The 22,166-nt window shown below is 77.7% G+C and carries 21 protein-coding genes; 12 read left to right on the top strand and 9 right to left on the bottom strand.

What is annotated here, in order from left to right:
* Positions 1 to 50: 50 nt before the first annotated feature.
* A complete protein-coding gene (locus tag ACRYM6_RS20690; protein ID WP_432544773.1) occupies positions 51 to 275 on the bottom strand; it encodes a DUF3107 domain-containing protein in 225 nt (74 codons plus the stop codon).
* Between the two features lie 176 nt (positions 276 to 451).
* Between ACRYM6_RS20690 and ACRYM6_RS20685 the strand changes: the two genes are divergently transcribed.
* The 5 genes from ACRYM6_RS20685 to ACRYM6_RS20665 are packed head-to-tail and all read left to right on the top strand — an operon-like array spanning position 452 to position 9,326.
* A complete protein-coding gene (locus ACRYM6_RS20685) occupies positions 452 to 1,306 on the top strand; it encodes a DUF3152 domain-containing protein (protein ID WP_432544772.1) in 855 nt (284 codons plus the stop codon).
* A 28-nt stretch (positions 1,307 to 1,334) separates the two neighbouring features.
* Positions 1,335 to 1,685, top strand: coding sequence for an MGMT family protein (locus tag ACRYM6_RS20680; RefSeq protein WP_432544771.1), 351 nt, complete (start codon positions 1,335 to 1,337; stop codon positions 1,683 to 1,685).
* Positions 1,682 to 2,590: a methylenetetrahydrofolate reductase gene (locus tag ACRYM6_RS20675; RefSeq protein WP_432544770.1), complete on the top strand. Its 909-nt coding sequence runs from the start codon at positions 1,682 to 1,684 to the stop codon at positions 2,588 to 2,590. Before ACRYM6_RS20680 ends, ACRYM6_RS20675 begins: the two co-directional genes overlap by 4 nt.
* A 5-nt stretch (positions 2,591 to 2,595) precedes the next feature.
* Positions 2,596 to 5,997: an ATP-dependent helicase gene (locus tag ACRYM6_RS20670; protein WP_432544769.1), complete on the top strand. Its 3,402-nt coding sequence runs from the start codon at positions 2,596 to 2,598 to the stop codon at positions 5,995 to 5,997.
* On the top strand, positions 5,997 to 9,326 hold the full coding sequence (locus ACRYM6_RS20665; RefSeq protein WP_432544768.1) for an ATP-dependent helicase: 3,330 nt from the start codon (positions 5,997 to 5,999) through the stop codon (positions 9,324 to 9,326). Before ACRYM6_RS20670 ends, ACRYM6_RS20665 begins: the two co-directional genes overlap by 1 nt.
* 48 nt (positions 9,327 to 9,374) lie before the next feature.
* On the opposite strand, the gene ACRYM6_RS20660 is transcribed toward ACRYM6_RS20665, so the two are convergent.
* Together ACRYM6_RS20660 and ACRYM6_RS20655 are read right to left on the bottom strand one after the other, a co-directional pair.
* Complete coding sequence (locus ACRYM6_RS20660) at positions 9,375 to 10,160, bottom strand: endonuclease/exonuclease/phosphatase family protein (protein ID WP_432544767.1); 786 nt, start codon at positions 10,158 to 10,160, stop codon at positions 9,375 to 9,377.
* Positions 10,161 to 10,164: 4 nt separating this feature from the next.
* Positions 10,165 to 11,082 (bottom strand): phosphotransferase, encoded by a 918-nt coding sequence (locus tag ACRYM6_RS20655; protein WP_432544766.1) that lies wholly within the window; start codon positions 11,080 to 11,082, stop codon positions 10,165 to 10,167.
* Positions 11,083 to 11,123: 41 nt separating this feature from the next.
* On the opposite strand from ACRYM6_RS20655, the gene nudC reads away from it, so the two are divergent.
* Entirely contained in the window at positions 11,124 to 12,107 is a 984-nt protein-coding gene (gene nudC / locus ACRYM6_RS20650) for an NAD(+) diphosphatase (RefSeq protein WP_432544765.1), read from the top strand.
* 4 nt (positions 12,108 to 12,111) lie between these two features.
* Here the strand turns inward: nudC and ACRYM6_RS20645 are convergent, their stop codons facing one another.
* Both ACRYM6_RS20645 and ACRYM6_RS20640 read right to left on the bottom strand, forming a co-directional pair.
* Positions 12,112 to 12,579, bottom strand: a complete 468-nt coding sequence (locus ACRYM6_RS20645) for a nucleoside/nucleotide kinase family protein (protein ID WP_432544764.1) — start codon at positions 12,577 to 12,579, stop codon at positions 12,112 to 12,114.
* A 161-nt stretch (positions 12,580 to 12,740) separates the two neighbouring features.
* The gene (locus ACRYM6_RS20640; protein WP_432544775.1) at positions 12,741 to 12,962 is read right to left on the bottom strand and encodes a mycoredoxin; all 222 of its coding nucleotides are present in this window, start codon (positions 12,960 to 12,962) and stop codon (positions 12,741 to 12,743) included.
* A gap of 196 nt (positions 12,963 to 13,158) precedes the next feature.
* Between ACRYM6_RS20640 and ACRYM6_RS20635 the strand changes: the two genes are divergently transcribed.
* From ACRYM6_RS20635 to ACRYM6_RS20620, 4 genes are all read left to right on the top strand, one after another.
* Positions 13,159 to 15,249 carry an ATP-dependent helicase gene (locus tag ACRYM6_RS20635; RefSeq protein ID WP_432544763.1) on the top strand — a complete coding sequence of 697 codons (2,091 nt, stop codon included), beginning with the start codon at positions 13,159 to 13,161 and terminating at the stop codon, positions 15,247 to 15,249.
* 179 nt (positions 15,250 to 15,428) lie between these two features.
* Positions 15,429 to 15,686: a hypothetical protein gene (locus ACRYM6_RS20630; RefSeq protein ID WP_432544762.1), complete on the top strand. Its 258-nt coding sequence runs from the start codon at positions 15,429 to 15,431 to the stop codon at positions 15,684 to 15,686.
* Between the two features lie 192 nt (positions 15,687 to 15,878).
* Complete coding sequence (locus tag ACRYM6_RS20625) at positions 15,879 to 16,145, top strand: WhiB family transcriptional regulator (RefSeq protein ID WP_432514379.1); 267 nt, start codon at positions 15,879 to 15,881, stop codon at positions 16,143 to 16,145.
* A 41-nt stretch (positions 16,146 to 16,186) separates the two neighbouring features.
* Positions 16,187 to 16,396 (top strand): hypothetical protein, encoded by a 210-nt coding sequence (locus ACRYM6_RS20620; protein ID WP_432544761.1) that lies wholly within the window; start codon positions 16,187 to 16,189, stop codon positions 16,394 to 16,396.
* A gap of 20 nt (positions 16,397 to 16,416) precedes the next feature.
* Here ACRYM6_RS20620 and ACRYM6_RS20615 read toward each other — a convergent pair whose 3' ends face one another.
* Together ACRYM6_RS20615 and ACRYM6_RS20610 are read right to left on the bottom strand one after the other, a co-directional pair.
* Entirely contained in the window at positions 16,417 to 17,226 is an 810-nt protein-coding gene (locus ACRYM6_RS20615) for a hypothetical protein (RefSeq protein ID WP_432544760.1), read from the bottom strand.
* Positions 17,227 to 17,327: 101 nt separating this feature from the next.
* Positions 17,328 to 17,486 (bottom strand): DUF5679 domain-containing protein, encoded by a 159-nt coding sequence (locus ACRYM6_RS20610; RefSeq protein ID WP_432544759.1) that lies wholly within the window; start codon positions 17,484 to 17,486, stop codon positions 17,328 to 17,330.
* Between the two features lie 392 nt (positions 17,487 to 17,878).
* Between ACRYM6_RS20610 and ACRYM6_RS20605 the strand changes: the two genes are divergently transcribed.
* The gene (locus ACRYM6_RS20605; RefSeq protein WP_432544774.1) at positions 17,879 to 18,529 is read left to right on the top strand and encodes a M48 metallopeptidase family protein; all 651 of its coding nucleotides are present in this window, start codon (positions 17,879 to 17,881) and stop codon (positions 18,527 to 18,529) included.
* A 6-nt stretch (positions 18,530 to 18,535) separates the two neighbouring features.
* On the opposite strand, the gene ACRYM6_RS20600 is transcribed toward ACRYM6_RS20605, so the two are convergent.
* A complete protein-coding gene (locus tag ACRYM6_RS20600) occupies positions 18,536 to 20,143 on the bottom strand; it encodes a zinc-dependent metalloprotease (RefSeq protein WP_432544758.1) in 1,608 nt (535 codons plus the stop codon).
* Between the two features lie 151 nt (positions 20,144 to 20,294).
* Here ACRYM6_RS20600 and ACRYM6_RS20595 point away from each other — a divergent pair, with 151 nt between their 5' ends.
* On the top strand, positions 20,295 to 21,434 hold the full coding sequence (locus tag ACRYM6_RS20595; RefSeq protein ID WP_432544757.1) for a YlbL family protein: 1,140 nt from the start codon (positions 20,295 to 20,297) through the stop codon (positions 21,432 to 21,434).
* Positions 21,435 to 21,452: 18 nt separating this feature from the next.
* Here the strand turns inward: ACRYM6_RS20595 and ACRYM6_RS20590 are convergent, their stop codons facing one another.
* A complete protein-coding gene (locus ACRYM6_RS20590) occupies positions 21,453 to 22,040 on the bottom strand; it encodes a PPA1309 family protein (RefSeq protein WP_432544756.1) in 588 nt (195 codons plus the stop codon).
* Positions 22,041 to 22,166 lie beyond the last annotated feature (126 nt).

Genomic DNA, 22,166 nt, shown 5'->3' with positions numbered 1-22,166 from the left:
CGGGTGGACCGGACCGGTCCACCCGCCCCCGCGGCGGTGTCGGGCCCGGCTCAGGCGATCCCGAAGCCGACCTTGCCCTTCTCCTGCGCGCCGATGTCCAGGTAGCCGATGGACGCGGCCGGCACGACGACCTGACGGCCCTTCTCGTCGGCCAGCGTCAGCACCGAGCCCGCGGAGAGCGCCTCCGTGACGGCGGCGGTGATCTCCTCGCTGGTCTGCGCCGACTCGAACACCAGCTCGCGCGCGACGTTCTGCACGCCGATCCGAACCTCCACCGCAGCCCCCTCCAGGGTTTCGCCGATCTCGACAGGGCCGTCCCGCGGGGGACGGCCCTGCGCCCCACGCTAGTCGCCGCCGCGCGCGGGCGGCGTCCCGGTTCGCTTCCGGCGGACGGAGCCGCGCACCCCGGGGGCGTCCACGGCCGGTGCCCGCGCGGTGACATGCTGCGGTCGTGCCCGCCGATCACCGCCACCGCGGCTACCCCACCGGCCACCCCACCGGCCACCCCGCCGGCCACCCCGCCGCCACCGCCCGCCGGGCCGTCCTGCTCGGCGGGGCCGGTCTCCTGCTCGCCGGGTGCACCCGCACCCCCAGCGCGGCGGACGCGGGCGGCACCCCCGCGGCCACGGACGGGCGGGCCGCCCCGGTCCCGACGACCCCCGCGGCCACCGCCGCGCAGACCCCGGCCAGCACGCCCAGCACGCCCAGCACCCCCGCGCCGCCGCCCGGGCTCACCGCGGCGGACGTCACCGCGGGCGTCCTGCGCCGCGAGGTCCCGCAGGGCGGGGGCGGCGTGCTGGTGGTCGTGCCCGGCTCCAGCCCCGCCCCCGCCTCGGCGCGGGTGCGGACCGTGCGGGTCGAGGTCGAGCAGGACCTCCTGGACGCCGGGGTGCTGGACCCGGTGGCGTTCGCCGGCTTCGCCCTGACCGTCCTGAACGACCCGCGCGGCTGGGGCGCCGGAGGGGCGACGAGCTTCGCCCGCACCGACGGCGACGCGCAGATGAGGCTGGTCCTGGCCACGCCGGACACCTCGGCGGCGCTGTGCCGGCCCCTGCGGACGATGGGGACGATGTCGTGCCGGACCGGCGACGCCGCCGTCCTGACCTGGTACCGCTGGGTGGAGGCCATCCCCGACTACGGCGAGGACCGCACCGGCTACCGGCAGTACGTCGTCAACCACGAGATCGGTCACGTGCTCGGCCACGGCCACGAGCCCCACCCCGGGGTGGGCCGCCCGGCGCCGGTGATGATGCAGCAGACCAAGGGGCTGAAGGGTGCGCTGCCCAACCCCTGGCCGCACCCCTGACGCCGCGGCGACGTGGCACGCTCGGCCGGTGACGTCGTCGCTGCCCGAGCGGGCCGAGGAGATCCTCGAGGTCGTCCACGCCATCCCGCCCGGCCGGGTCCTCACCTTCGGCGACGTCGGGGCCCGGGTGGGCGACCGGGGCCCGCGCTTCGTCGGCAACGTGCTGCGGCGCTTCGGGTCCGGCGCGCCGTGGTGGCGCGTCCTGCGCGCCGACGGCAGCACCCCGCCGCACCTGGCCGAGGAGGCGCTGCGGCGCTGGCGGGCCGAGGGCACCCCGCTGCGCCGGCTGGCGCGCGCGGCCACCGACGTGCGGGTCGACCTGGGCGCCGCCCGCTGGGACGCCGGGGCGTGGACCGCCCCGTGGGAGGAGCAGCGGTGAGCCTGGTCGAGGACCTGCGCGGTGCGCGGCGGCGGTTCTCCGTGGAGTTCTCGCCCGCCCACGACGAGGCCACCGCGGCGCGGCAGTGGCGGGCCGTGGAGCGGCTCGCCCCCCTCGGCCCGCTGTTCGCCTCGGTCACCTACGGCGCCGGCGGCGGCGACAAGGCCGGGACGGTCGAGCTCGCGTCGCGGATCGCGCGCTCGACCCCGGTGCGCCCGGTCGCCCACCTGACCGCGGTGGGGCAGCCCGCCGACCAGCTGGCGCAGGTCGTCGACGACCTCCTCGCCGGTGGCGTGCGCGACGTCCTGGCCCTGCGCGGGGACCCGGACGGCGACCCCCGCGCGCCCTGGCGACCGCACCCGCAGGGGTTCCAGCACGCCGACCAGCTGGTCCGGCTCGCGCTGCGGCGCGGCGCCGAGTCCGTCGGGGTGGCGGCCTTCCCGCTGGGGCACCCCGAGTCGCCGGACCCCGACACCGACCTGCGGCACCTGCTGGGCAAGTTCCGCGCCGGGGCGGGGTTCGCGATCGCGCAGCTGACCTTCGACGTGGAGGACTTCCTGCGGCTGCGGGACCGGCTGGCCGCCACCGGCAGCGACGTCCCGCTGCTGCCGGGGCTGCTGCCGGTCACCAGCCCCCGGGTCCTGGAGGTGACGCGCCGGCTCACCGACGGGCACGAGCCGTCGTGGCTGCACCGGCGGCTGGACCCGTTCCTCGACGACCGGGGCGCCTTCCGCGAGGAGGGGATGCGGGTCGCGGTCGAGGACGGGCGCCGCCTGCTCGCCGAGGGGGTGCCGGTGCTGCACCTGTACTCCCTCAACGCGGCCTCGAACGTCGAGGCGCTCGTCGGGGAGCTGGGGCTGGCGCACGCGCCGGGAGGGTCGTGTCGGACCCCCGTGGTTCCGTGACCCCCGTGCTTCGAGACCAGCAGGACCCGGACCGGACCCCCGGCGGGGGAGGGGACGGGCCCCGTCGCCCGCCGGTGCCGCGGCTGCGCCGGGCCGAGCGGGCCGAGCGGGTCGCCGCGCGCCCGGACCCGCGCCAGGACGAGGTCGTGGCCACCCGCCCCGGCAGCGGCCCCCTGGTCGTCCTGGGCGCTCCGGGCACCGGGCGGACCCGCACGCTGCGCGAGCTGGTCGCGGCCCGCGTCGAGCGCGACGGCGTGGCCCCCGACCGCGTGCTGGTGCTGGCCCCCACCCGCCGCGCGGCGGACCTGCTGCGCGACGAGGTGTCGGACCGGCTGCGGCGCACCACGGGCCAGCCGGCGGCGCGCACGCCGCAGTCCTACGCCTTCGGCATCCTGCGCCGCGTCCACGTGGACGAGGCCCTCCCGCCGCCGCGGCTGATCTCCGGCGCCGAGCAGGACGCGATCCTGGCCGAGCTGCTGCGCGGCCACCTCGCCGCGACCCCGGCCGACCCGGGCCCGGCCCCCGACGAGCTGCCCGGGCCCGACGCCGAGCCCGACGCCGAGCCCGACGACGAGCCCGACGCACCCGACGAGGCCGACCGCGTCCTGCACGTCCCGGACTGGCCCGACGACGTCCCGCGGGACTCCTGGGGGCTGCGCAGCTTCCGCAACGAGCTGCGCGACCTCCTCATGCGCGCCGTCGAGCGCGGCCTGCGCGCCGACGACCTGCGGGCCCTGGGGCGGCGCGAGGGCCGCCCCGAGTGGGTCGCCGGCGCGGACCTGCTGGAGGAGTACCTGCAGGTCAACGCCCTCAGCCGGTTCGAGGCGTACGACCCCGCCGCCGTCGTCGACGAGGCCGTGGTGGCCCTCGGCGCGAACGCGGACCTGCTGGCCGCCGAGCGCGCGCGCTGGGACCTCGTGGCCGTCGACGACGCCCACGACCTGTCCGCGGCGGGCCTGCGGCTGCTCGAGGCCGTCGCGGGGGGCCGCGACCTCGTCCTGACCGCCGACCCCGACAGCGTCACCCAGGGCTTCCGCGGCGCCGACGCCCGCGCGGCCGCGGGCCTGGCCGACCGCTTCGCCGCCCGCGGCGCCCCCGCCCGCACGGTCGTGCTCGGCACCGACCACCGGCAGCGGCCCGCGCTGCACCGCGTCGGCCGCGCGGTCTCCACGCGCATCGGGGCCCTGGGCGGGGCCCCGCAGCGGCTCGCCGGGCCCGTCCGCGAGGAGGAGGGCCTGGTCGAGGTGGCGGTCCTCGGCTCCCCGACCCAGGAAGCGGCCTGGATCGCCCAGCGGCTGCGCCGCCGGCACCTGCTCGACGGCCTGCCCTGGTCCCGGATGGCCGTCGTGGTCCGGTCCGCCGGCCACACCGCCGCCCTGCGCCGCGCCCTGACGCACGCCGGCGTGCCGATGGCGGTGCCGCTGGCCGAGGTGCCCGTCCGGGACGAGCCCGCCGTCCGGCCCCTGCTGGCCGCCCTGGGCGTGGTGCTCGACCCGGCCGGGCTGACCGGCGAGGTCGCGCACGACCTCGTGACCTCACCGGTCGGCGGGGCCGACGTCGTGGCGCTGCGCCGGCTGCGGCAGGCGCTGCGGCGCACCGAGCTGGCCGGCGGCGGCGGGCGCACCAGCGACGTCGTGCTGACCAGCGCCCTGGCCGAGGTGCTCGCCGACCCCGACGCCGAGCCCGCCCCCGACGCGCCCGGGGACCTCGCCCGGCTCGGCGCCGACGACCCGGCCCTGGCCCCGGCCGTGCGGGTGGCCGCCGTCCTGCGCGCCGGCCGCCGCGCCGCCCTGGCCCCCGGCGCCTCCGCCGAGACCGTCCTGTGGGCCGTCTGGGACGCCAGCGGGCTCGCCGCCCGCTGGCAGCGCTCGGCGCTGGCCGGCGCCACCGTCGAGGGCGCCGACGCCGCCCGCGCCGACCGCGACCTCGACGCCGTGCTGGCCCTGTTCGAGGCCGCCGGCCGCTACGTCGACCGGTTCCCCGGCGCGGGCAGCGCGGGCCGCTTCCTGGAGGACCAGCTGGCCGCCGAGGTCCCCTCCGACACCCTCGCCGACCGCGCGCCGGACACCGGCGCGGTGACGCTGACCACCCCGCAGGGCGCGGTGGGCCGCGAGTGGGACCTCGTCGTGACCGCCGGGGTCCAGGAGGGCGTCTGGCCCGACCTGCGGCTGCGCGGCTCCCTGCTGGGGGCCCAGGCCCTCGTCGACGTCCTGGAGGGCCGCGACAGCCAGGGACCCGGCGCGCGCCGGGCGGTGCTGGAGGACGAGCTGCGGCTGTTCCACGTCGCGGTCACCCGCGCGCGCGACGAGCTGGTCGTCACGGCCGTGCGCACCGAGGACGAGCGGCCGTCGGCGTTCGTGGACCTCGTCGCCGCCGCGGCCGGCCTGGAGGGGACCGACGACGAGGAGCGGCCGGTCGCCACCGTTCCCCGCGCGGTGTCCCTGGCGGCGCTGGTGGCGCGGCTGCGCCAGGTGGTCTGCGCCCCGGCGGAGGTCGAGACGCCCGAGCGCCGGGCCAGCGCCGCGGCGCGCCTGGCCGCGCTGGCCCGCGCCGGCGTCCCCGGCGCCGACCCGGCCGACTGGTACGGCGTCGACGACCTCACCGACGCCGGCCCCCTGCGCGGCCCCGACGACGAGGTCGCCGTCTCGCCCTCGCGGGTGGAGAGCTTCGAGCGCTGCGGGCTGCGCTGGCTGATGGAGAGCTCCGGCGCCCGCCCCGCGGACAGCACCAGCCAGTCCCTGGGGAACCTGGTGCACCGCATCGCCTCCGAGGCCCCCGACGCCGACGCCTTCGAGCTGCGCCGGCGCCTGGACGCGCTGTGGCCCACCCTGGGCCTGTCGCCGGGCTGGGTCGCCGACCGCGCCCGGGCCCGCGCCGAGCGCATGCTCGACAAGCTCGCCGAGTACTACCGCGACGCCCGCCGGGCCGGGCGCACCCTCGCCGGCGTCGAGCTCGACGTCGACGCGCGGGTCGGGCGCGCCCGCATCCGCGGCCGGGTCGACCGCCTGGAGCGCGACGCGCGGGGCCGTCCCGTCGTCGTCGACCTCAAGACGGGCAAGACGCAGCCGTCCGGGGCCGACCTCGCGCGGCTGCCGCAGCTGGGCGTCTACCAGCTGGCCGTCGAGGAGGGCGGCCTGGGCGCCGCCGGCCCCGCGCAGGAGTCCGGCGGCGCGGCGCTGGTCCAGCTCGGCGGGAGCCAGAAGAAGGCCCCCCAGCAGCAGCAGCCGGCGCTCGCCGACGACGAGGACCCGCGGTGGGCCCGCGACCTCGTCGAGCGCGCCGCCGACGGCATGGCCGCCGCGACCTTCGAGGCGGTCGTCGGCCCGCACTGCGCGTACTGCCCGGTCTTCACCTCCTGCCCGGCCCAGGACGCCGGGCGCAGCGTCGTCGAGGAAGGGGGCCGCTGATGCTGTCCGCGCTGGAGATCGCCGCCCGGCTGGGGCGGCCCGCCCCGACCCCCGAGCAGATCGCCGTCATCGAGGCGCCCGTCGAGCCGATGCTCGTCGTCGCGGGCGCGGGGTCGGGCAAGACCGAGACGATGAGCTCGCGCGTCGTGTGGCTGGTCGCCAACGGCCTGGTCGCCCCCGAGGACGTCCTGGGCCTGACGTTCACCCGCAAGGCCGCCGGGGAGCTGGCCGAGCGCGTCCGGCGCCGGCTGCGGTCCCTGCGCGCGCACGGCCTGGGCCCGGCCGCCGGCGACGACCTGGGCGAGGGCGAGCCCGTCGTCTCCACGTACCACGCCTACGCGGCCTCCCTCGTCGTCGACCACGGGCTGCGCCTCGGCGTCGAACCGCAGTCGACCGTGCTGTCCGACGCCGGGGCCTGGCAGCTGGCCTCCGACGTCGTGGAGTCCTGGCGCGGGGACCTGCCCGGGGTCGAGGCGGCCCCGAGCACGCTGGCCGCGGCGCTGCTGCAGCTGGCGGGGGAGTGCGCCGAGCACCTCGTCGAGGCCGAGGACGTCGCGCGGTTCGTCGACGAGGTCGAGGCGCACGTGCGCACCCTGCCCAAGGACGACAAGAGCGTCGCCCGGCTCGGCGCGGGCGTGCCGGGGGAACCGTTCGCGAAGGTCGCCGCCCTCCTCGCGGTGCAGCGGGCCCGCAAGGAGGTCCTGCCCCTGCTGCGGGAGTACCAGCGGCGCAAGCGCGACGCCGAGCAGCTCGACTTCGGCGACCAGGTGCTGCTCGCGGCCCGGCTGGCCCGGGAGGTCCCGGCCGTCGCGGCGGCCGAGCGCGCCCGGCACCGCGTCGTGCTGCTCGACGAGTACCAGGACACCAGCTACGCCCAGCTCGCGCTGCTGCGGGCGCTGTACGGCGACGGCCACCCCGTCACGGCCGTGGGGGACCCGCACCAGTCGATCTACGGCTGGCGCGGGGCCAGCGCGGGGAACCTGGCGAGCTTCCCCGCCCACTTCCGGCGGGCCGACGACACCCCGGCTCCCCGCCTCCCGCTGGCCACGAGCTGGCGCAACGACCGCGGCGTCCTGGCCGCCGCGAACGTCGTCGCAGCACCCCTGAACGACGCCGGGGAGGCGGGGGCCGTGGCGGTGCTGCGCCCGCGCCCGGACGCCGGGACCGGGCGGGTGCGCACGGCGTTCGCCGCCACCGTGGAGGAGGAGGCGGCGGAGGTCGCGGCCCGGCTGGCCGAGGTCTGGCGCGCCGACTCCGAGCGCCTGGCCGTCGAGCGCGCCGTGCCGGGCGCCGACCCCCGCCCGCGGCGCACCGCGGCGGTGCTGTGCCGCAAGCGGTCGCAGTTCGTCGGCCTGCAGCGGGCGCTGCGCGCCGCCGGGCTGCCCGTGGAGGTCGTCGGCCTGGGCGGGCTGCTGTCGACGCCGGAGGTCGCCGACGTCGTCGCGACCCTGCACGTCCTGCACGACCCCGGCCGCGGCGACCACCTGGCCCGGTTGCTGACCGGTGCCCGCTGGCGGCTCGGCGCGCGCGACCTCGCCGCGCTGGGGGTGTGGGCCCGTCAGCTGCAGCGTCGGCGCAGCCACCAGGCCGAGGCCGATCTCGACCTCGACCTCGACCCCGTCGACGTCGTCGTGCTGCCCGACGAGGTCGAGGCCGTGAGCCTGGTCGAGGCCCTCGACGAGCTGCCGCCGGCGGGCTGGCGGGGGCCGGACGGGCGCGGGCTGTCGCCGCGGGCGCTGCGCCGGCTGGCGCGGCTGGCCGCGGCGCTGCGCCGGTTGCGCACCCGCACCCACCTGCCGGTCGCTGACCTGGTCGGGGAGGTCGAGCGGGCCCTGCTGCTCGACGTGGAGGTCGCCGCCCGGCCGGGCAGCTCCCCGTCGTTCGAGCGCAGCAACCTCGACGCCCTCGCCGACGCGGCGGCGTCGTTCTCGGCGAGCTCGCAGCGGCCGGGCCTGGGTGGGTTCCTGGCCTGGCTGGACGCCGCCGAGGTCCGCGAGCGCGGGCTGGAACCGGGGGCCTCGGACGTGTCCACCGACGCCGTGCAGCTGCTGACGGTGCACGCCAGCAAGGGCCTGGAGTGGGACGTCGTCGCGGTCCCGGGCCTGGTGGAGCGCAGCTTCCCCGCCGGCGGCGACACCGACCCGGGGTGGATCGGGGGCAGCAGCTCCCTCGGCGTGCTGCCCTACCCGCTGCGCGGGGACCGGTCGAGCCTGCCGCACTTCGCGATCGAGCGCGCCGCGACGCAGAAGGAGCTCGACGTCGCCCGCGAGGAGTTCCTGCGCGCGTGCGGGGAGCACCAGCTCGCCGAGGAGCGCCGGCTGGCCTACGTGGCCTTCACCCGGGCCAAGTCCGAGCTGCTGCTGTCCGGGGCGTACTGGGACGAGGCGACCAAGCCCCGCGAGCCGTCCCGGTTCCTGCGCGAGGTCCTCGAGGCGCCGCCCGGTGCGGTGCCGGGGCTGGTGTCGCTGCCGGCGGCGGCGCCGCCGGAGCCGGGCGCGGTGAACCCGCGGACGGCCGAGCCGCAGCGCGTGGTGTGGCCGGTGGACCCGCTGGCCGCGCGCCGCGGGGAGGTCGAGGCGGGCGCGGCGCTGGTCCGGGCGGCCCTGGCCGGGGCGGCGGCCGTGCCGGACCCCGACGAGGAGGCCCGTTCGTGGGCCGAGCAGACCGAGCTGCTGCTGGCCGAGCGCGCCGCGGCGCAGGAGGCGCCGGGGGTCCTGCTGCCGGCGCACCTGTCGGCGTCCCGGCTGGTGGCCCTGGCCCAGGACCCCGACGCGCTGGCGCTGCAGCTGCGCCGGCCCGTCCCGCTGGAACCGCGCCCGGCCACCCGGCGCGGGACGGCGTTCCACGCCTGGCTGGAGCAGCGGTTCACCGCCAGCTCCCTGCTGGACCTCGTGGACCTGCCCGGGTCGGCCGACGACGACGCCGCCGACGACTCCGAGCTCGCGGCGCTGCAGCGGGCCTACCTGGCCTCGGAGTGGGCGCCGCGCGACCCGGCGTTCGTGGAGGTCTCGGTGGAGACGCCGGTGGCCGACCTCGTCGTCCGCGGCCGGATCGACGCGGTGTTCGCGGCGACCGGCGCGGACGGGCGGACCCGGTGGGACGTCGTGGACTGGAAGACCGGCCGCCCGCCGACGGGGGAGGCGGCGCGGGCCCGCGACGTGCAGCTGGCCGTGTACCGGCTCGCCTGGTCCCGTTGGCACGGGGTGCCGCTGGAGGACGTGAGCGCCGCGTTCTTCTACGCCTCCACCGGCGAGACGGTCCGGCCGGTGGACCTGCTGGACGCCGGCGACCTGGAGCGGCTGGTGCGGTCGGTGCCGGTCGCCCCCTGAGGCGCCCCGTGAGGCTCCCCGTGAGGCTCCCCGCGGCGCCGGGGCGCCTCAGAACGTCAGGTCCACCACGACCGCCCGGTGGTCGCTGCCGCCGACGCGCTCGATCCGCCCCTCGACCCGCACCGAGGCGGGCAGGCCGTCGGCGAGGGCGTGGTCGAGCTGCACCTTCGGCGACGGCGCCGGGAACGTCGGCCCGGTCACCAGCGGCTGCCAGGGCAGCACCCGGCGCACGATCCCGGGCGGCAGGTTGAGGTCCCCGAGCAGCACGAGCGGGCGCGGCAGGGTGCGGGCGAACTGCTGCACCGCGCGCAGCTGCCGGCCCGCCTGCCAGGGCGTGAACGACAGGTGGGTCCCCAGGACGCTCAGCGGGCCGGCGGGGGTGCGGACCACGGCGGCGACGACGGCGCGGGGCTCGTCGGGGATCCAGCGCACCCCGGTGCCCGGCGCCAGGACGGGCAGCCGTCCCTTCCCGGCGGGCATCCGCAGCTCCCGGAACCCCAGCGCCGCGTCGTGGTCGCCGCGCACGAGCAGCGAGATGCCGTAGGACGGTTCACCGGGCAGCGTCCGGTGCGCCTCGCGGACGCCGTCGGGCTCCCCGGGGGTGCCGTGCAGCGTCGCGGCGAACCAGCCGCGGGCGCCCAGCCCGGCGGCCAGGGCGGCCGTCTGGTCGGTGCCGCCGCTGCGGGGCAGCAGGTGGTCGACCTCCTGCACCGCGACGACGTCGGCGTCCAGGGCGGCGACGGCGCCCACCAGGGCGGCGGTGTCGATGCGGCCGGTGCGCAGGTCGCGGCCGGAGGCGGCGTTGACGGAGGCCAGCCGCACCAGGGGGCGCACGGGGTCAGGAGCCCAGCGGGGTGGCGTCGGCGTGGGTGGCGAGCTCGTCGAGCATCCGTCGGGCGTCCTCGACGATCTCGGCGTCCTCCAGCCGCAGGCCCAGCAGCAGCCACCGCGCGAGGGCCAGCTCCCCGGCCAGCCGCGCCCGCAGCAGCAGGTCCGGGTCGGGCGGCTCGGGCAGCGCGTGCGCGTACGCCTCGAGCACCGACTCCAGGGCGTCGGGGTCGGCGCCGACGGCGAGCCACGCGAAGTCGTCGGCGGGGTCGGCGATCTTGGCGTCCACCCAGCCGGTGATGCCCGTCAGGGCGGTCCCGTCGGTGCGCACGTGCTCGCCGACGAGGTCGCCGTGCACGGGGGTCGCCGCGAAGCGCCAGTGGGTGACCTCCTCCATGAGGGCCTCCCACCGGGTCAGCAGCCGCGGCGGCACGTGACCGGTGCCGGCGGCCCGGTCCAGCTCGGACAGCCGCCGGCGGCGGTACTCCTCGGCGTCGTAGACGGGGAGCCCGGCCTCGGTGAACACCGCGGCGTCGATGCGGTGCAGCGCGGCCAGCCCCGCCCCGAGGGAGGCGGCCAGCCCGGGACCGGGCCGCAGCGTCGAGGGGTCCAGCGCCGTCCCGGGCAGCTCCGGGTGCACGACGCACCGGCCGCCGTCGGGCAGGGCCAGGGTGCCCACGACCTCCGGGACGGCGAACGGCAGCGGCTCGACCAGGCCCTTGAGCAGCTCCACCTCGGCGTCCAGCGCGGCGGCCGCGGCGGCGCGGCGGGGGGCGCGCACGACGTAGCGCCGGTGGTCGGCGCCGAGCACGACGGCGACGTCGAAGTCGGCCCCGTCGGCCTCGGCGGGCCCGGCCGCCACGACGTCCAGGCCCCGCACGGCGGCGGTCGCGAGGGCGGCGAGGACACGGGGCGAGCGGGCGGGCACGCCCCCACGGTATTGCGAACGGGGCTGCATAGGGTGCAGGTGTGACCCCTGTGCCGCTCCCGAGTCCTCCGCTGCGCGACCTGGCGCTGTCCCGCCAGCACCTCGACCGGGCCGGGGCGCACCGCACGTCGCCCTCGCACCTGGCGGACCTGTGGGCCTCGCCGGACACCCGCGTCCTGCGGCTGCACGCCGGTCGCGCGCCCGTCGTGACGACGCCGGAGGGGCCGCGGCTGGTGCTGCTCAGCCCCGCGCAGGTGCCCGCTCCCGGGCCCGAGGACCTGCAGCTGTACCTCGGCGTGGACCGCGACGGGGACCGCGAGGTCCACCACGTGGCGGTCGTCTCGGCCGACGCCGAGCCGGAGGCCACCGACGGCGCCGCCGGCGGCGAGGAGTGGCGCGGGCTGCGGGAGGTCGGCCGCGAGCTGCCGGACCTGGACGCGGGGCTGTTCACCGAGGCGCTGGCGATGGGCAACTGGCACGCGGTGACGCGCTTCTCGCCCCGGACGGGGGCGCCGCTGACGGCGACGACGTCGGGCTGGGTGAAGACCGAGCCCGACGGCCGGGAGCACTTCCCGCGCACCGACGCCGCCGTCATCATGGCCATCGTCTCCCCGGACGACCGGCTGCTGCTGGGCCACCAGCCGATCTGGCCGGCGAACCGCTACTCGGTGCTGGCCGGGTTCGTCGAGCCGGGGGAGTGCTTCGAGGACACCGTGCGCCGGGAGGCGTTCGAGGAGGCCGGGATCACCGTCGGCACCGACCCCGACGACGTCCGCTACCTGGGCAGCCAGCCGTGGCCGTTCCCGGCGAGCCTCATGGTGGGCTTCGTCGCGCGGGCCGTGACGACGGACATCCGGGTCGACGGCGACGAGATCGCCCTGGCCCGCTGGTTCACCCGCGAGGAGCTGGCCGAGGAGCTGCGCACCGGCGGGGTCCTGCCGCCGCCGGGGGTGTCCATCGCGCGCCGGCTCATCGAGGCCTGGTACGGCGGCCCGCTGCCGGTCGACGACCGCCCCTGGGGCTGACCCCTCAGGCGGTCAGCCGCTCCGCCGGGTGCCGGGGGTCCTCGCAGCGCAGGACGACGGTCGCGGCCCCGGCGGGGTCGTCCTCGCGGAGGTAGCGGTTCCACCCGCCGACGACGCGGTCGCCGTCCTGCGCGGGGACCCGCCGGCGGATCGCCGCGTCCGACGTGGTCAGGTGCGCGACGGCGTCGAAGCCCCACCGCACGTCGTCCCGCAGCAGGAACGACCCGGCGAACACCAGCACCGCGTCGTCGGGGACCGGCTGCCGGGGGGCCCGCGAGGCGCGGTCGGTGCCGGGGTCGTACAGCGAGGGCACCCACCAGCGGTCCGAGGTCCGGCCCAGGGGCTCCAGCAGTTCCCGGTACGCCCCGGGCACGTCGAACCAGCCGTCGTAGTAGGCGTCCGGGTCGTCGCGGCCGAACTCGTAGCGCAGCGACCGGGGCCGCCAGAACCCCCGCCAGTCCGTCACCAGCACCGGCCGGGCCAGGGTGCGCAGGGCGTCGGCGAGGTGGTCGGCGTACCAGCGGGTGTCGGCGTCGACGGCCCCGTCGATCCCGACGCGCGCCGCGGGGGGCAGCGAGACGGCCCACCGGTCGGCGAACTCGCGCGGGCCGGTGGGCCGGAAGGTGGTGCCGGTCAGGAGAGCTTGGCCTTGACCTCGGCCAGCGAGGGGTTGGTCGCCGCGGACCCGTCGGGGAAGAGCAGGGTCGGGACGGTCTGGTTGCCGCCGTTGACCTGCATGACGTAGGCGGCCGCGTCCGGGACCTCCTCGATGTTGACCTCGGAGTAGCTGATGCCCTCGCGGTCCATCTGGGACTTCAGGCGACGGCAGTACCCGCACCACGTCGTCGTGAACATCGTGACGCTGCCGGCCGCGGGGGCCTCGATCGTGGACACGTCCTGCTCCTCCTCCGGGGAGGTCACCACGGCTGTGGGTGACCTGGCCCCCGCTGCAACCGCGGGACCCGCGGCCATCTTCCCCCGGCGTGTCGTCCACAACGCGCCGCCCCTCGTGCCGCGGACCACGGCCGCGGTGGGGGAAGATGCCCGGGCCATGACGACGACCACCCTGCGCCCCGACGCCGACTCCGTCCTCGAAGGTCTCGACCCCGAGCAGCGCGAGGTCGCGACGACGCTCGACGGTCCCGTCTGCGTGCTCGCCGGGGCCGGGACGGGCAAGACCCGCGCCATCACCCACCGCATCGCCTTCGGCGTGCACTCGGGGGCGTACGTGCCCAACCGCGTCCTGGCCGTCACCTTCACGGCGCGCGCGGCGGGGGAGATGCGCACCCGGCTGCGCGACCTGGGCGTCGCGGGCGTGCAGGCCCGCACCTTCCACGCCGCGGCGCTGCGGCAGCTGCAGTTCTTCTGGCCCCAGGCCATCGGCGGCACGCTGCCGAACCTCGTCGAGCACAAGGCGCCGCTGATCGCCGACGCCTGCAACCGGCTGCGCGTGCCGGCCGACCGGACCCGCGTCCGGGACCTGTCCGCCGAGGTCGAGTGGACGAAGGTCATGCTCGTCGACCCCGACGACTACGTGCGGGTCGCGAGCGCGGCGGGCCGGGGGGAGCCCGGCGGGCTGGACCTGCCCACGGTGGCGCGGCTGGTGCGGACCTACGAGGACGTCAAGACCGACCGCGCCGTCATCGACTTCGAGGACGTCCTGCTGCTGACGGCGGGCATCCTCGACGAGCGGCCCGACGTCGCGGCGACGGTGCGCGAGCAGTACCGCCACTTCGTCGTCGACGAGTACCAGGACGTCTCCCCCCTGCAGCAGCGGCTGCTGGACCTGTGGCTGGGGGGCCGGGAGGACCTGTGCGTCGTCGGCGACGCGAGCCAGACGATCTACTCCTTCGCCGGGGCCACTCCCGAGCACCTGCTGCACTTCCCCCGGCGCCACCCGTCGGCGAAGGTCGTGCGCCTGGTGCGCGACTACCGCTCCACCCCGGAGGTCGTGCAGCTGGCGAACTCGGTGCTGTCGATGGCCACGGGGCTGCACGCGCAGGCCCGGCTGGAACTCATCGCCCAGCGGCCCTCGGGGCCGCCGCCGTCGTTCACGGCCTACGACGACGACGTCGCGGAGGCGTCGGGGGTGGCGGCGCGCATCGCCGCGGAGGTCCGCGCCGGCCGCAGCGCGAAGGACATCGCGGTCCTGTTCCGCACCAACGGCCAGTCGCAGGCGCTGGAGTCCGCGCTGGCCGACGCCGGGGTGGGGTACGTGGTGCGCGGCGGGGAGCGGTTCTTCTCCCGCAAGGAGGTCCGGGACGCGATCGTGCTGCTGCGCGGGGGTGCCCGCTCGGCGCTGCCGGGGCACGAGCTGGGGGCCGAGGCGCGGGCGGTGCTGAGCTCGGCGGGCTGGAGCGAGAAGCCGCCGAGCGCGGCCGGGGCGACCCGCGAGCGCTGGGAGTCGCTGCAGGCGCTGGTGGTGCTGGCCGACGAGCTGGCCGCCAAGCGGCCGGGGGCGACGCTGTCGGACCTGGTGGAGGAGCTCGTCGAGCGCGGCCAGGCCCAGCACGCCCCGACGGTCGACGGCGTGACGCTGGCCTCGTTCCACGCCGCGAAGGGGCTGGAGTGGGACGTGGTGTTCCTGGTCGGGGTGAGCGAGGGGCTGCTGCCGATCTCGTTCGCGGAGACGCCCGAGGACGTCGAGGAGGAACGCCGGCTGCTGTACGTCGGCATCACCCGGGCCCGTGAGGGCATCCACCTGTCGTGGGCGAACTCGCGCACGCCGGGGGGCCGGGCGACGCGCAAGCCGTCGCGGTTCCTCGACGCGGTCCGCCCGCAGGCCACCCCGGCCGGGCGCCGCCCGAAACCCGCGTCGGCGTCGGCGCAGCGCTCGAGCGGGCCGATGACGTGCCGGGTGTGCGGGAACCCGCTGAGCGCGGCGGTGGACCGCAAGCTGCGCCGGCACGCGGACTGCCCGGCCAGCTACGACGAGGCGGTGTTCGAGAGGTTGCGCGAGTGGCGCAGCGCGACGAGCCGGGCGGCGGAGGTCCCCGCCTACGTGGTGTTCACCGACGCGACGCTGGTGGCGATCTGCGAGGCGATGCCGTCGAGCACCGCGGAGCTGTCGAGGATCACCGGGGTGGGCCCGGCGAAGCTGGAGCGGTACGGCGCGGAGGTCCTCGAGGTCCTGGCGGGCTGAGGAACTGCTGATCCGTTGCGCGCCAACGGGTCACCTGGTGGTTGAGAACGTCACCAGAAATCTCCCCGCAACAGCGTGGAAAAAGACGTTGTCACCCTTCGTCGGGTACCCCTAGAGTCGATCGCATCACAGCGCGGCCACCGGGCCCGCGCGGCTGCGCAGCGGAGGAGGGCAGGACGATGGACAGCACCACGATCGCGAACACCGGCATCGTCGCCGATGCCCTCGTCGTCGCCGCCCGCGTGAAGGCCCTCCCGTCCGTCGCCGTCCAGTGCGTCACGTGGGAACGCAGCCACGCGTCCACCCGGGTCATGACCACGGGTGGAGTGCGTCTGCTGCCCGCCACCGGGCGCCGGCGCCACGACGAGACCGCCTACGGCGCCTCCTCCTCTTCCTTCCCGTCCTCGGGACCCTCGACTTCGAGTCCACCGGTCTAGCCCCGCTAGACCGGCAGCCTCCTGGCCGCGGATCCCGACACCTCGGGTCCGCGGCCATTTTGCGTTCGTGGGCTCTTCGACGCCGAACCACCACCGCCGGAGAAACAGTTGAACACCCAGCCCCCGCTCCGCAGGACCCGATCGAGCAACCGGACCACCAGCACCACCGGAACCACCGGACGAACCGAGGAGGTGAGCGGCGTGACCCGCCGCCACACGCCGGACCCGCTGCCCTGCCGCCGCTTCGACTCCGAGCTCTGGTTCGCCGAGAAGCCCGACGACGTCGAACTCGCCAAGTCGCTGTGCCAGGAGTGCCCGCTCGCGACCGCCTGCCTCGCAGGCGCTCTCGAGCGAGCCGAACCCTGGGGCGTCTGGGGCGGCCAGCTCGTCCTCGCCGGGGTCGTCGTGCCCCGCAAGCGCCCGCGCGGCCGTCCGCGCAAGCACCCCGTCGCCGCCTGAACCCGGGCGCGCACCCACCTGTGAACACCACTGGAGTCGCCATGTCGTACGTCGAGGAACTACTGCTGCGGGAGCGCGTCGCGTCCCTGCACCGGGACGCGGTCCGCGTCCGCACGGCCCGCGCCCTGCGGGCCCGCCGGCGCGCCGAGGTCGCGGTCCGCCGCGCGCTCGTCGCGGCCGCCCGGGCCGAGGTCGCCGCCGAGCGCGCCGAGGCGGCCGTCGACCCCGACCGCGACCTCGTCGCGGTCTGACGGTCCCCGGCCCGCCGGCCTCAGGGGACCGGGAGGTCCACGCACCCGCAGGCCGGGTGCGGCCGCCACCAGCGCTGCCGCACCCGGCCCTCGGGCAGCAGCACCTCCAGGCTCGCCCCGACGGTGCTCGCGACCATGCCGTCGAGGTGGCTGAGCACCTGCAGGCCGGCCAGACCGGCCACGACACGGGTCGTCGCGGCGTCGGCCGGCCGGGGCGCGGACCGCAGCAGCGCGCTGCGCTGCTCGGGCCACGCCGGGTCGGCGTCGGTGCGCCAGCGGTCCAGGCAGCGCAGGCACGCCGAGCGGCCCGGCAGGACGAGCGGGCCGACGACCGCGTCGGTGTCCCGCAGCACCACCGACAGGTGCGGGACGCCGTCGGCCAGCACCCCGTCGGCCTCGACGGGATCGGCGGTGTGGTCGTGGACCAGGACGAGCAGGTCCGCCGGCTGCCGGGACCCGGTCGTCGTGCCCGGCAGCGGCCGGTCGCACAGCAGGCGCCCGACGCCGGCGTCGGCCAGCACGGCGACGACGGCCTCGACGGTCGCGGCCGACCCGCTCACCGCCACCGCCGAGCGCGCCCGCCGGCGGGACCGGGCGCGGGGAGCGGCCCCGTCGCGGTCGTAGGCGCTCCACGCCCAGACCTCGTCGGGAACGTCCAGCCCGCGGGAGCCGGCGTCGGCGGTGCGGGGCGGGTCCTGCGCGGGGTGCAGCCGCGCCGAGCGCGGGGAGGACCCCACCTGGACGAGCCCGTCGCGGCGACGCAGGACCGGGACCCCGGGCGGGACGAGGGAGGCGGGGGGACGGCTGGGGCGCGGGGCCGGGTCGGGCACGCGGTCACTGTGCCGCAGGCCCGCGCCGGGCGGTGGGCGTCGTCCACAGGTCGGGCCCCCGGTGGTGACCGCCGCGGGTCACCGACCGGGGTGCCGTGCGCTCAGCCGGCCTTGCCCAGGATGCGGTTGAGGTTCGTGTCGCACACCGGGCACTTCCCCTTGGCCATGCGGCGGCCGTTGGTCTCCACGACCTGCCCCTCGGCCTCCCGCTTCTCCTTGCACTTGACGCAGTAGAACTCGCCGCTCCAGGTCTCGGCCATGCTGCCTCCTCGATCGTGTCCGGCGGCCGGCTCCGTGGGTGGGGCCGGCCTCGGCGGTCCGCGCGGGACGGTGCTCCGCCAGGACGCCCCGACCCGACGGTGGGCCGTGCTCCCGCTCCGCATCGTGCCCCGAACCGGGCCGCACGGCGCGTCGGCACGCGCGGCCGGACCGGCCCGTGCCGCGCCCGGGGACGACGCGGGCCCCGGCGATCGCGCCTTGCCACCCCGGGAGGGGTGCAGAGGGTAGCCTGCCGGAGGTGAGGGCTCACCAGGAGGGTGCAGCGGCCCTCGACGCTGCCCGCGCGGCGGTCGAGGCCCCCGGTGGCGCCGTCGACGGCGCCGTCGGTGACGCCCCCCGGGACGCCGTGCCGGACAGCACGCCGGACGAGGTGGTGCGCGTCGCCCACATCGACCTGACCGACACCGAGGTCGACGTCCGCCGCAGCCGGCGCCGCACCCGCACCGTCTCGGCCTACCGCGACGGCGGGCGCACCGTCGTGCTCATCCCGGCCCGCTTCACGCGCGCCGAGGAGCGCGAGTGGGTCGAGCGGATGGTGACGCGCCTCGAAGCGGCCGACCGTCGCCGCAACCCCCTCGAGGGCGACCTGCTGGAACGCGCGCGGGAGCTGTCGCGGCGCCACCTCGACGGGCTGGCCCGGCCGCGCTCGGTCACCTGGGTCGACAACCAGCACCACCGCTGGGGGTCGTGCACGCCCGCCGACGGGAGCATCCGCCTGTCCAGCCGGCTGCAGGGGATGCCCAGCTGGGTGCTCGACTACGTGATCCTGCACGAGCTCGCGCACCTGCTGGTGCCCACGCACTCGCGGCAGTTCTGGGGTCTGCTGGAGTCCTACCCGCGCACCGAGCGGGCCCGCGGGTTCCTCGCTGGGGTGGACCACACCACCGGCCACGAGGGACCGGGCCACCACGACCGCGACGACGAGGACGACGACGAGGTGCCCGACGTCGACCTCGCCCCGCCGGCCGACGCCGACGGCCGGCCCGGTCCGCCGGCCGCCGACGTGGTCGCGACGACCGGCTGACCCGCCTCAGTCCTTCGCCGGGCTCCCGGAGCCGCCCGCGGACGGCCCGTCGGACTCGCCGCCGGACTCGCCGTCGGACTCGCCGCCGGACTCGCCGTCGGACTCGCCGCCGGACTCGCCGTCGGACTCGTCACGGGGCCCGTCCAGCAGCTCGCGCAGCGCCGCGTCCATGTCGTCCGGCGCCCCCTCGACCTCGCCGGTGCCGCCGGTCCGCCGGTCCACGAAGGCCGCGACGTCGTCGAGGTCCTCGGCCACCGGCAGCAGGTCCGGGTGGTCCCAGACGGCGTCGCGGACCGCGCGGCCCCCGCGGGCCAGCAGCTGCTCCCACAGGGCGCTGGCCTCGCGGGCCCGGCGCGGGCGCAGCTCCAGCCCCACGAGCACGGCGAAGGCGTGCTCGGCCGGGCCGCCGGTCGCACGGCGGCGGCGCATCGTCTCGCGCAGCGCGTTCGCGTGCGGCAGGACGGCCCCGGCCGCCTCGTCCGTGACGTGGTCGACCCAGCCCTCGACGAGCGCGAGCGCCGTCTCCAGCCGCGCGAGGGCGGCCTTCTGCGCCGGGGTGCTCTCGGGCTCGAAGATGCCCGACTGCATCGCCTCCTGCAGCGACTCCGGGTTGGTGGGGTCGACCTGGCGCGCGGCGTCGGCGATCCGGTCGGCGTCCACGGAGATGCCCCGGGCGAAGGACTCCACCGAGCCGAGCAGGTGCGCGCGCAGCCACGGCACGTGCGCGAACAGGCGCTGGTGGGCGGCCTCGCGCAGCGCGAGGTAGCGGCGGACCTCGTCGATCGGGACCTCGAGGCCCTCGGCGAACGAGCGCACGTTCTCCGGCAGCAGCGCGGCCCGGCCGGTGGGCGCCAGCGGCAGGCCGACGTCGGTGGTGGACAGCACCTCCCCGGCGAGCTGGCCGATCGCCTGGCCCACCTGCATGCCGAACACGCCGCCGCCGACCTGGCGGAGCATCGCCCCGGCCGAGCCGAGCACCGCGGCCATCTCCGGCGGGGCCTGGGAGGCCATGGCCTCGCCCATCGCGGCGGCGACGTTGGTGGCGACGGGCTCGACGAGCTGGCGCCACACGGGCATCGTCTTCTCGACCCACTCGGCCCGGCTCCACGCCTCCAGGGAGGTCGCCGCCTGGGCGAGGTCGGTGACGCCGTCGAGCCACAGGTCGGCCACCCGCAGGGCGTCGTCGACCTCGCGGCGGTCGACGGCGTGCGGGGTCGGGTCGCCCTTCTGCGCCGCGGCCTGGCGGGCCAGATCGTGGGCGACGTCCCAGTTCACCGGGGCGTCGGAGGGGTTGGACAGGAACTTCTGCAGCTGGGTCAGGATCTGGCCCATCACCGCCGGGTCGAAGCCGGCGTCCCCGAAGCCGGGGATGCCCTGGGGCAGCCCGCCGGGGAACTGGCCCCCGGGGAACTGACCCCCGGGGAACTGGCCGCCGAAGAGGGGGCCGAGCAGCTCCTCCAGGGGGTTCTTCGGCGTGTCGCCGGACCCCGCGGGGTCCGGGCGCCGGCCGGGGGTGCCGGACGGCCGGAAGCCGGGCTGGCCCCCGCTGCGGTCGCCGGTGCCGCCGTCCTCGTCCTCCGGGCGCTCGGCTCCGTCGTCGTCTCGCTGGCCCACCGTGTCCTCCGCTCCGTCGACCTGCAGGTCGTCCCGTCCATCATGACGCCCTGCACCCGGCCCGACGAGTGGCGGGTGGCCGCCGTTCCGCCGTCGAGGCGTTCTTCACCGTGGGCGAACGCCGCCGCGGGGCCGAACGTAGGGTGCGGGGGTGTCGAGCGCGCCGTCCACCGGGTCCACCGGGTCCGCCGGGTCGGGTCCCGACCCCGCGCCGTCCCCGCACGGTGCCCAGGGGACGCTGCTGGCCGCCTCGTCGTTCTGCGCCATCGCCCTGGCGGCGGTGTTCGGCGTCGTGCACGTCCCCTACGTCGCGCTCAGCCCGGGACCGGTCACCGACGTCATCGCCGACCCCGGCGGCGGGCCGGACGCGCGCGGGCTCATCACGATCTCGGGCGCGCAGACCTACCCGACGTCGGGCCGGCTGGACCTGACCACCGTCTCGCTGCGCGGCGGGCCGGGGCTGGAGATGACGCTGGGGGAGCTGCTGGTCGACTGGGTGGACCCGCAGGTGAACGTCGTCCCCCGCGAGCTGTACTTCCCGCCGGAGCAGACCCGCGAGGAGGCCGACGACCGGTCGGCGGCGGAGATGACGAGCTCGCAGACCAACGCGAAGGTCGCGGCGCTGACCGAGCTGGGCATCGACGTGCCCGCCACGACGACCACGCGCGTCGAGGAGGTCGCCGCCGACGTGCCGGCCGCGTCGGTGCTGCGCGCCGGGGACGTCGTCACCAGCGTGGACGGGACGCCGGTGGCGGACTTCGCGGCCCTGCAGGCGGCGGTGCGGGCGCTGCCGGGCGACGCCGAGGTCGAGGTGGGCATCACCCGCGGCGGGGAGCCGCGCACGGTCCGCACCCGCACGGTCGCGCGGGACGGGGCGACGCTGCTGGGCCTGACCCCGCACGTCGAGTACGCGTTCCCGTTCGACATCGACATCGCCATCGACGACGTCGGCGGGCCGAGCGCCGGGACGGTCTTCGCCGTGGGCATCGTCGACGAGCTGACCCCCGGCGCCCTCACGGGCGGGCAGCACGTGGCCGGGACGGGCGCGATCGCCGCCGACGGGACCGTCCTGCAGATCGGCGGCCTGCGGCAGAAGGTGCTCGGGGCGCGGGCCGACGGCGCCGCCTGGTTCCTCGCCCCGCGCCAGGAGTGCGGCCAGGTGGCGGGGGCGACCCCCGAGGGCATCACGGTCGTCCCGGTCTCCACGCTGCACGAGGCGGTGGAGGCCGTCGGGGCCATCGGGCGGGGCGAGGGGGACTCCCTGGCGACGTGCGAGACGGCCCGGGGGTGAGCCCGGGGGTGGGCCCGGTCAGTCCTGCAGGGTGGCCTGCAGGGCGCTGACCAGACCGGGGACGAGGTCGGCGCCGGTCGCCACCTCGCCGTCGGAGTCCTTGGAGCGGGACCGGACGGCGCACTCGTGGCTGCCGTCGCGCAGCACCCCGACCGCGATCCGGACGTCCTCGGCCAGCGGGTGGGCGGCCAGCGCGCGGGCCCGGGCCCCCTCGTCCTGCGAGCTCGTCGCGGCGCGGACCTCGGCCTCGGCGTCCGGCGGGACGAGGATCCGCTCCACGACCAGGGCGGCGCCGTCGACGCCGTCGGGCCAGGCCAGCTGCCCGAGCAGCTCGTCGAGGTCGGTGACCGCCGGGACGCCGTCCTGCTCGACGGAGGTGAGGTGGCCGGCGTCGGCGCGGGCCTCCTCGACGACGTTGGCGGGCAGCCGGTGGGCGAGGCCGGGGTCGCGGGCCAGGGCGTCGGCGGTGCGCACGAGCGCGAACAGGCGCAGCGGCGCGCCCCACCCGTCGGTGGCCACGTACCGCTCGATCTCGGCGACGGTCCGCCACAACCCGGAGGACCCGGGGGCGGGGGAGGTCGGGGAGGTGCCTGCGTCAGAACTCACGGGCCCGATGGTGGCACGGACGCCGCAGCGCCCGCGCCGGGCGCCGCCGGGCGCACCGGGCGTCCACGCTCCGCTCACGCCGCGCGCCCACCGCGGGCCGTCGGTGGGCGGCACGGTGAGCGGCCG

Origin of the sequence: Kineococcus rugosus, assembly GCF_050871975.1 — a bacterium.
Classification (GTDB): Bacteria; Actinomycetota; Actinomycetes; order Actinomycetales; family Kineococcaceae; genus Kineococcus.
Note: the sequence above shows the minus strand (reverse complement) of the source record. Positions and strands in the feature narration are given on the sequence as shown.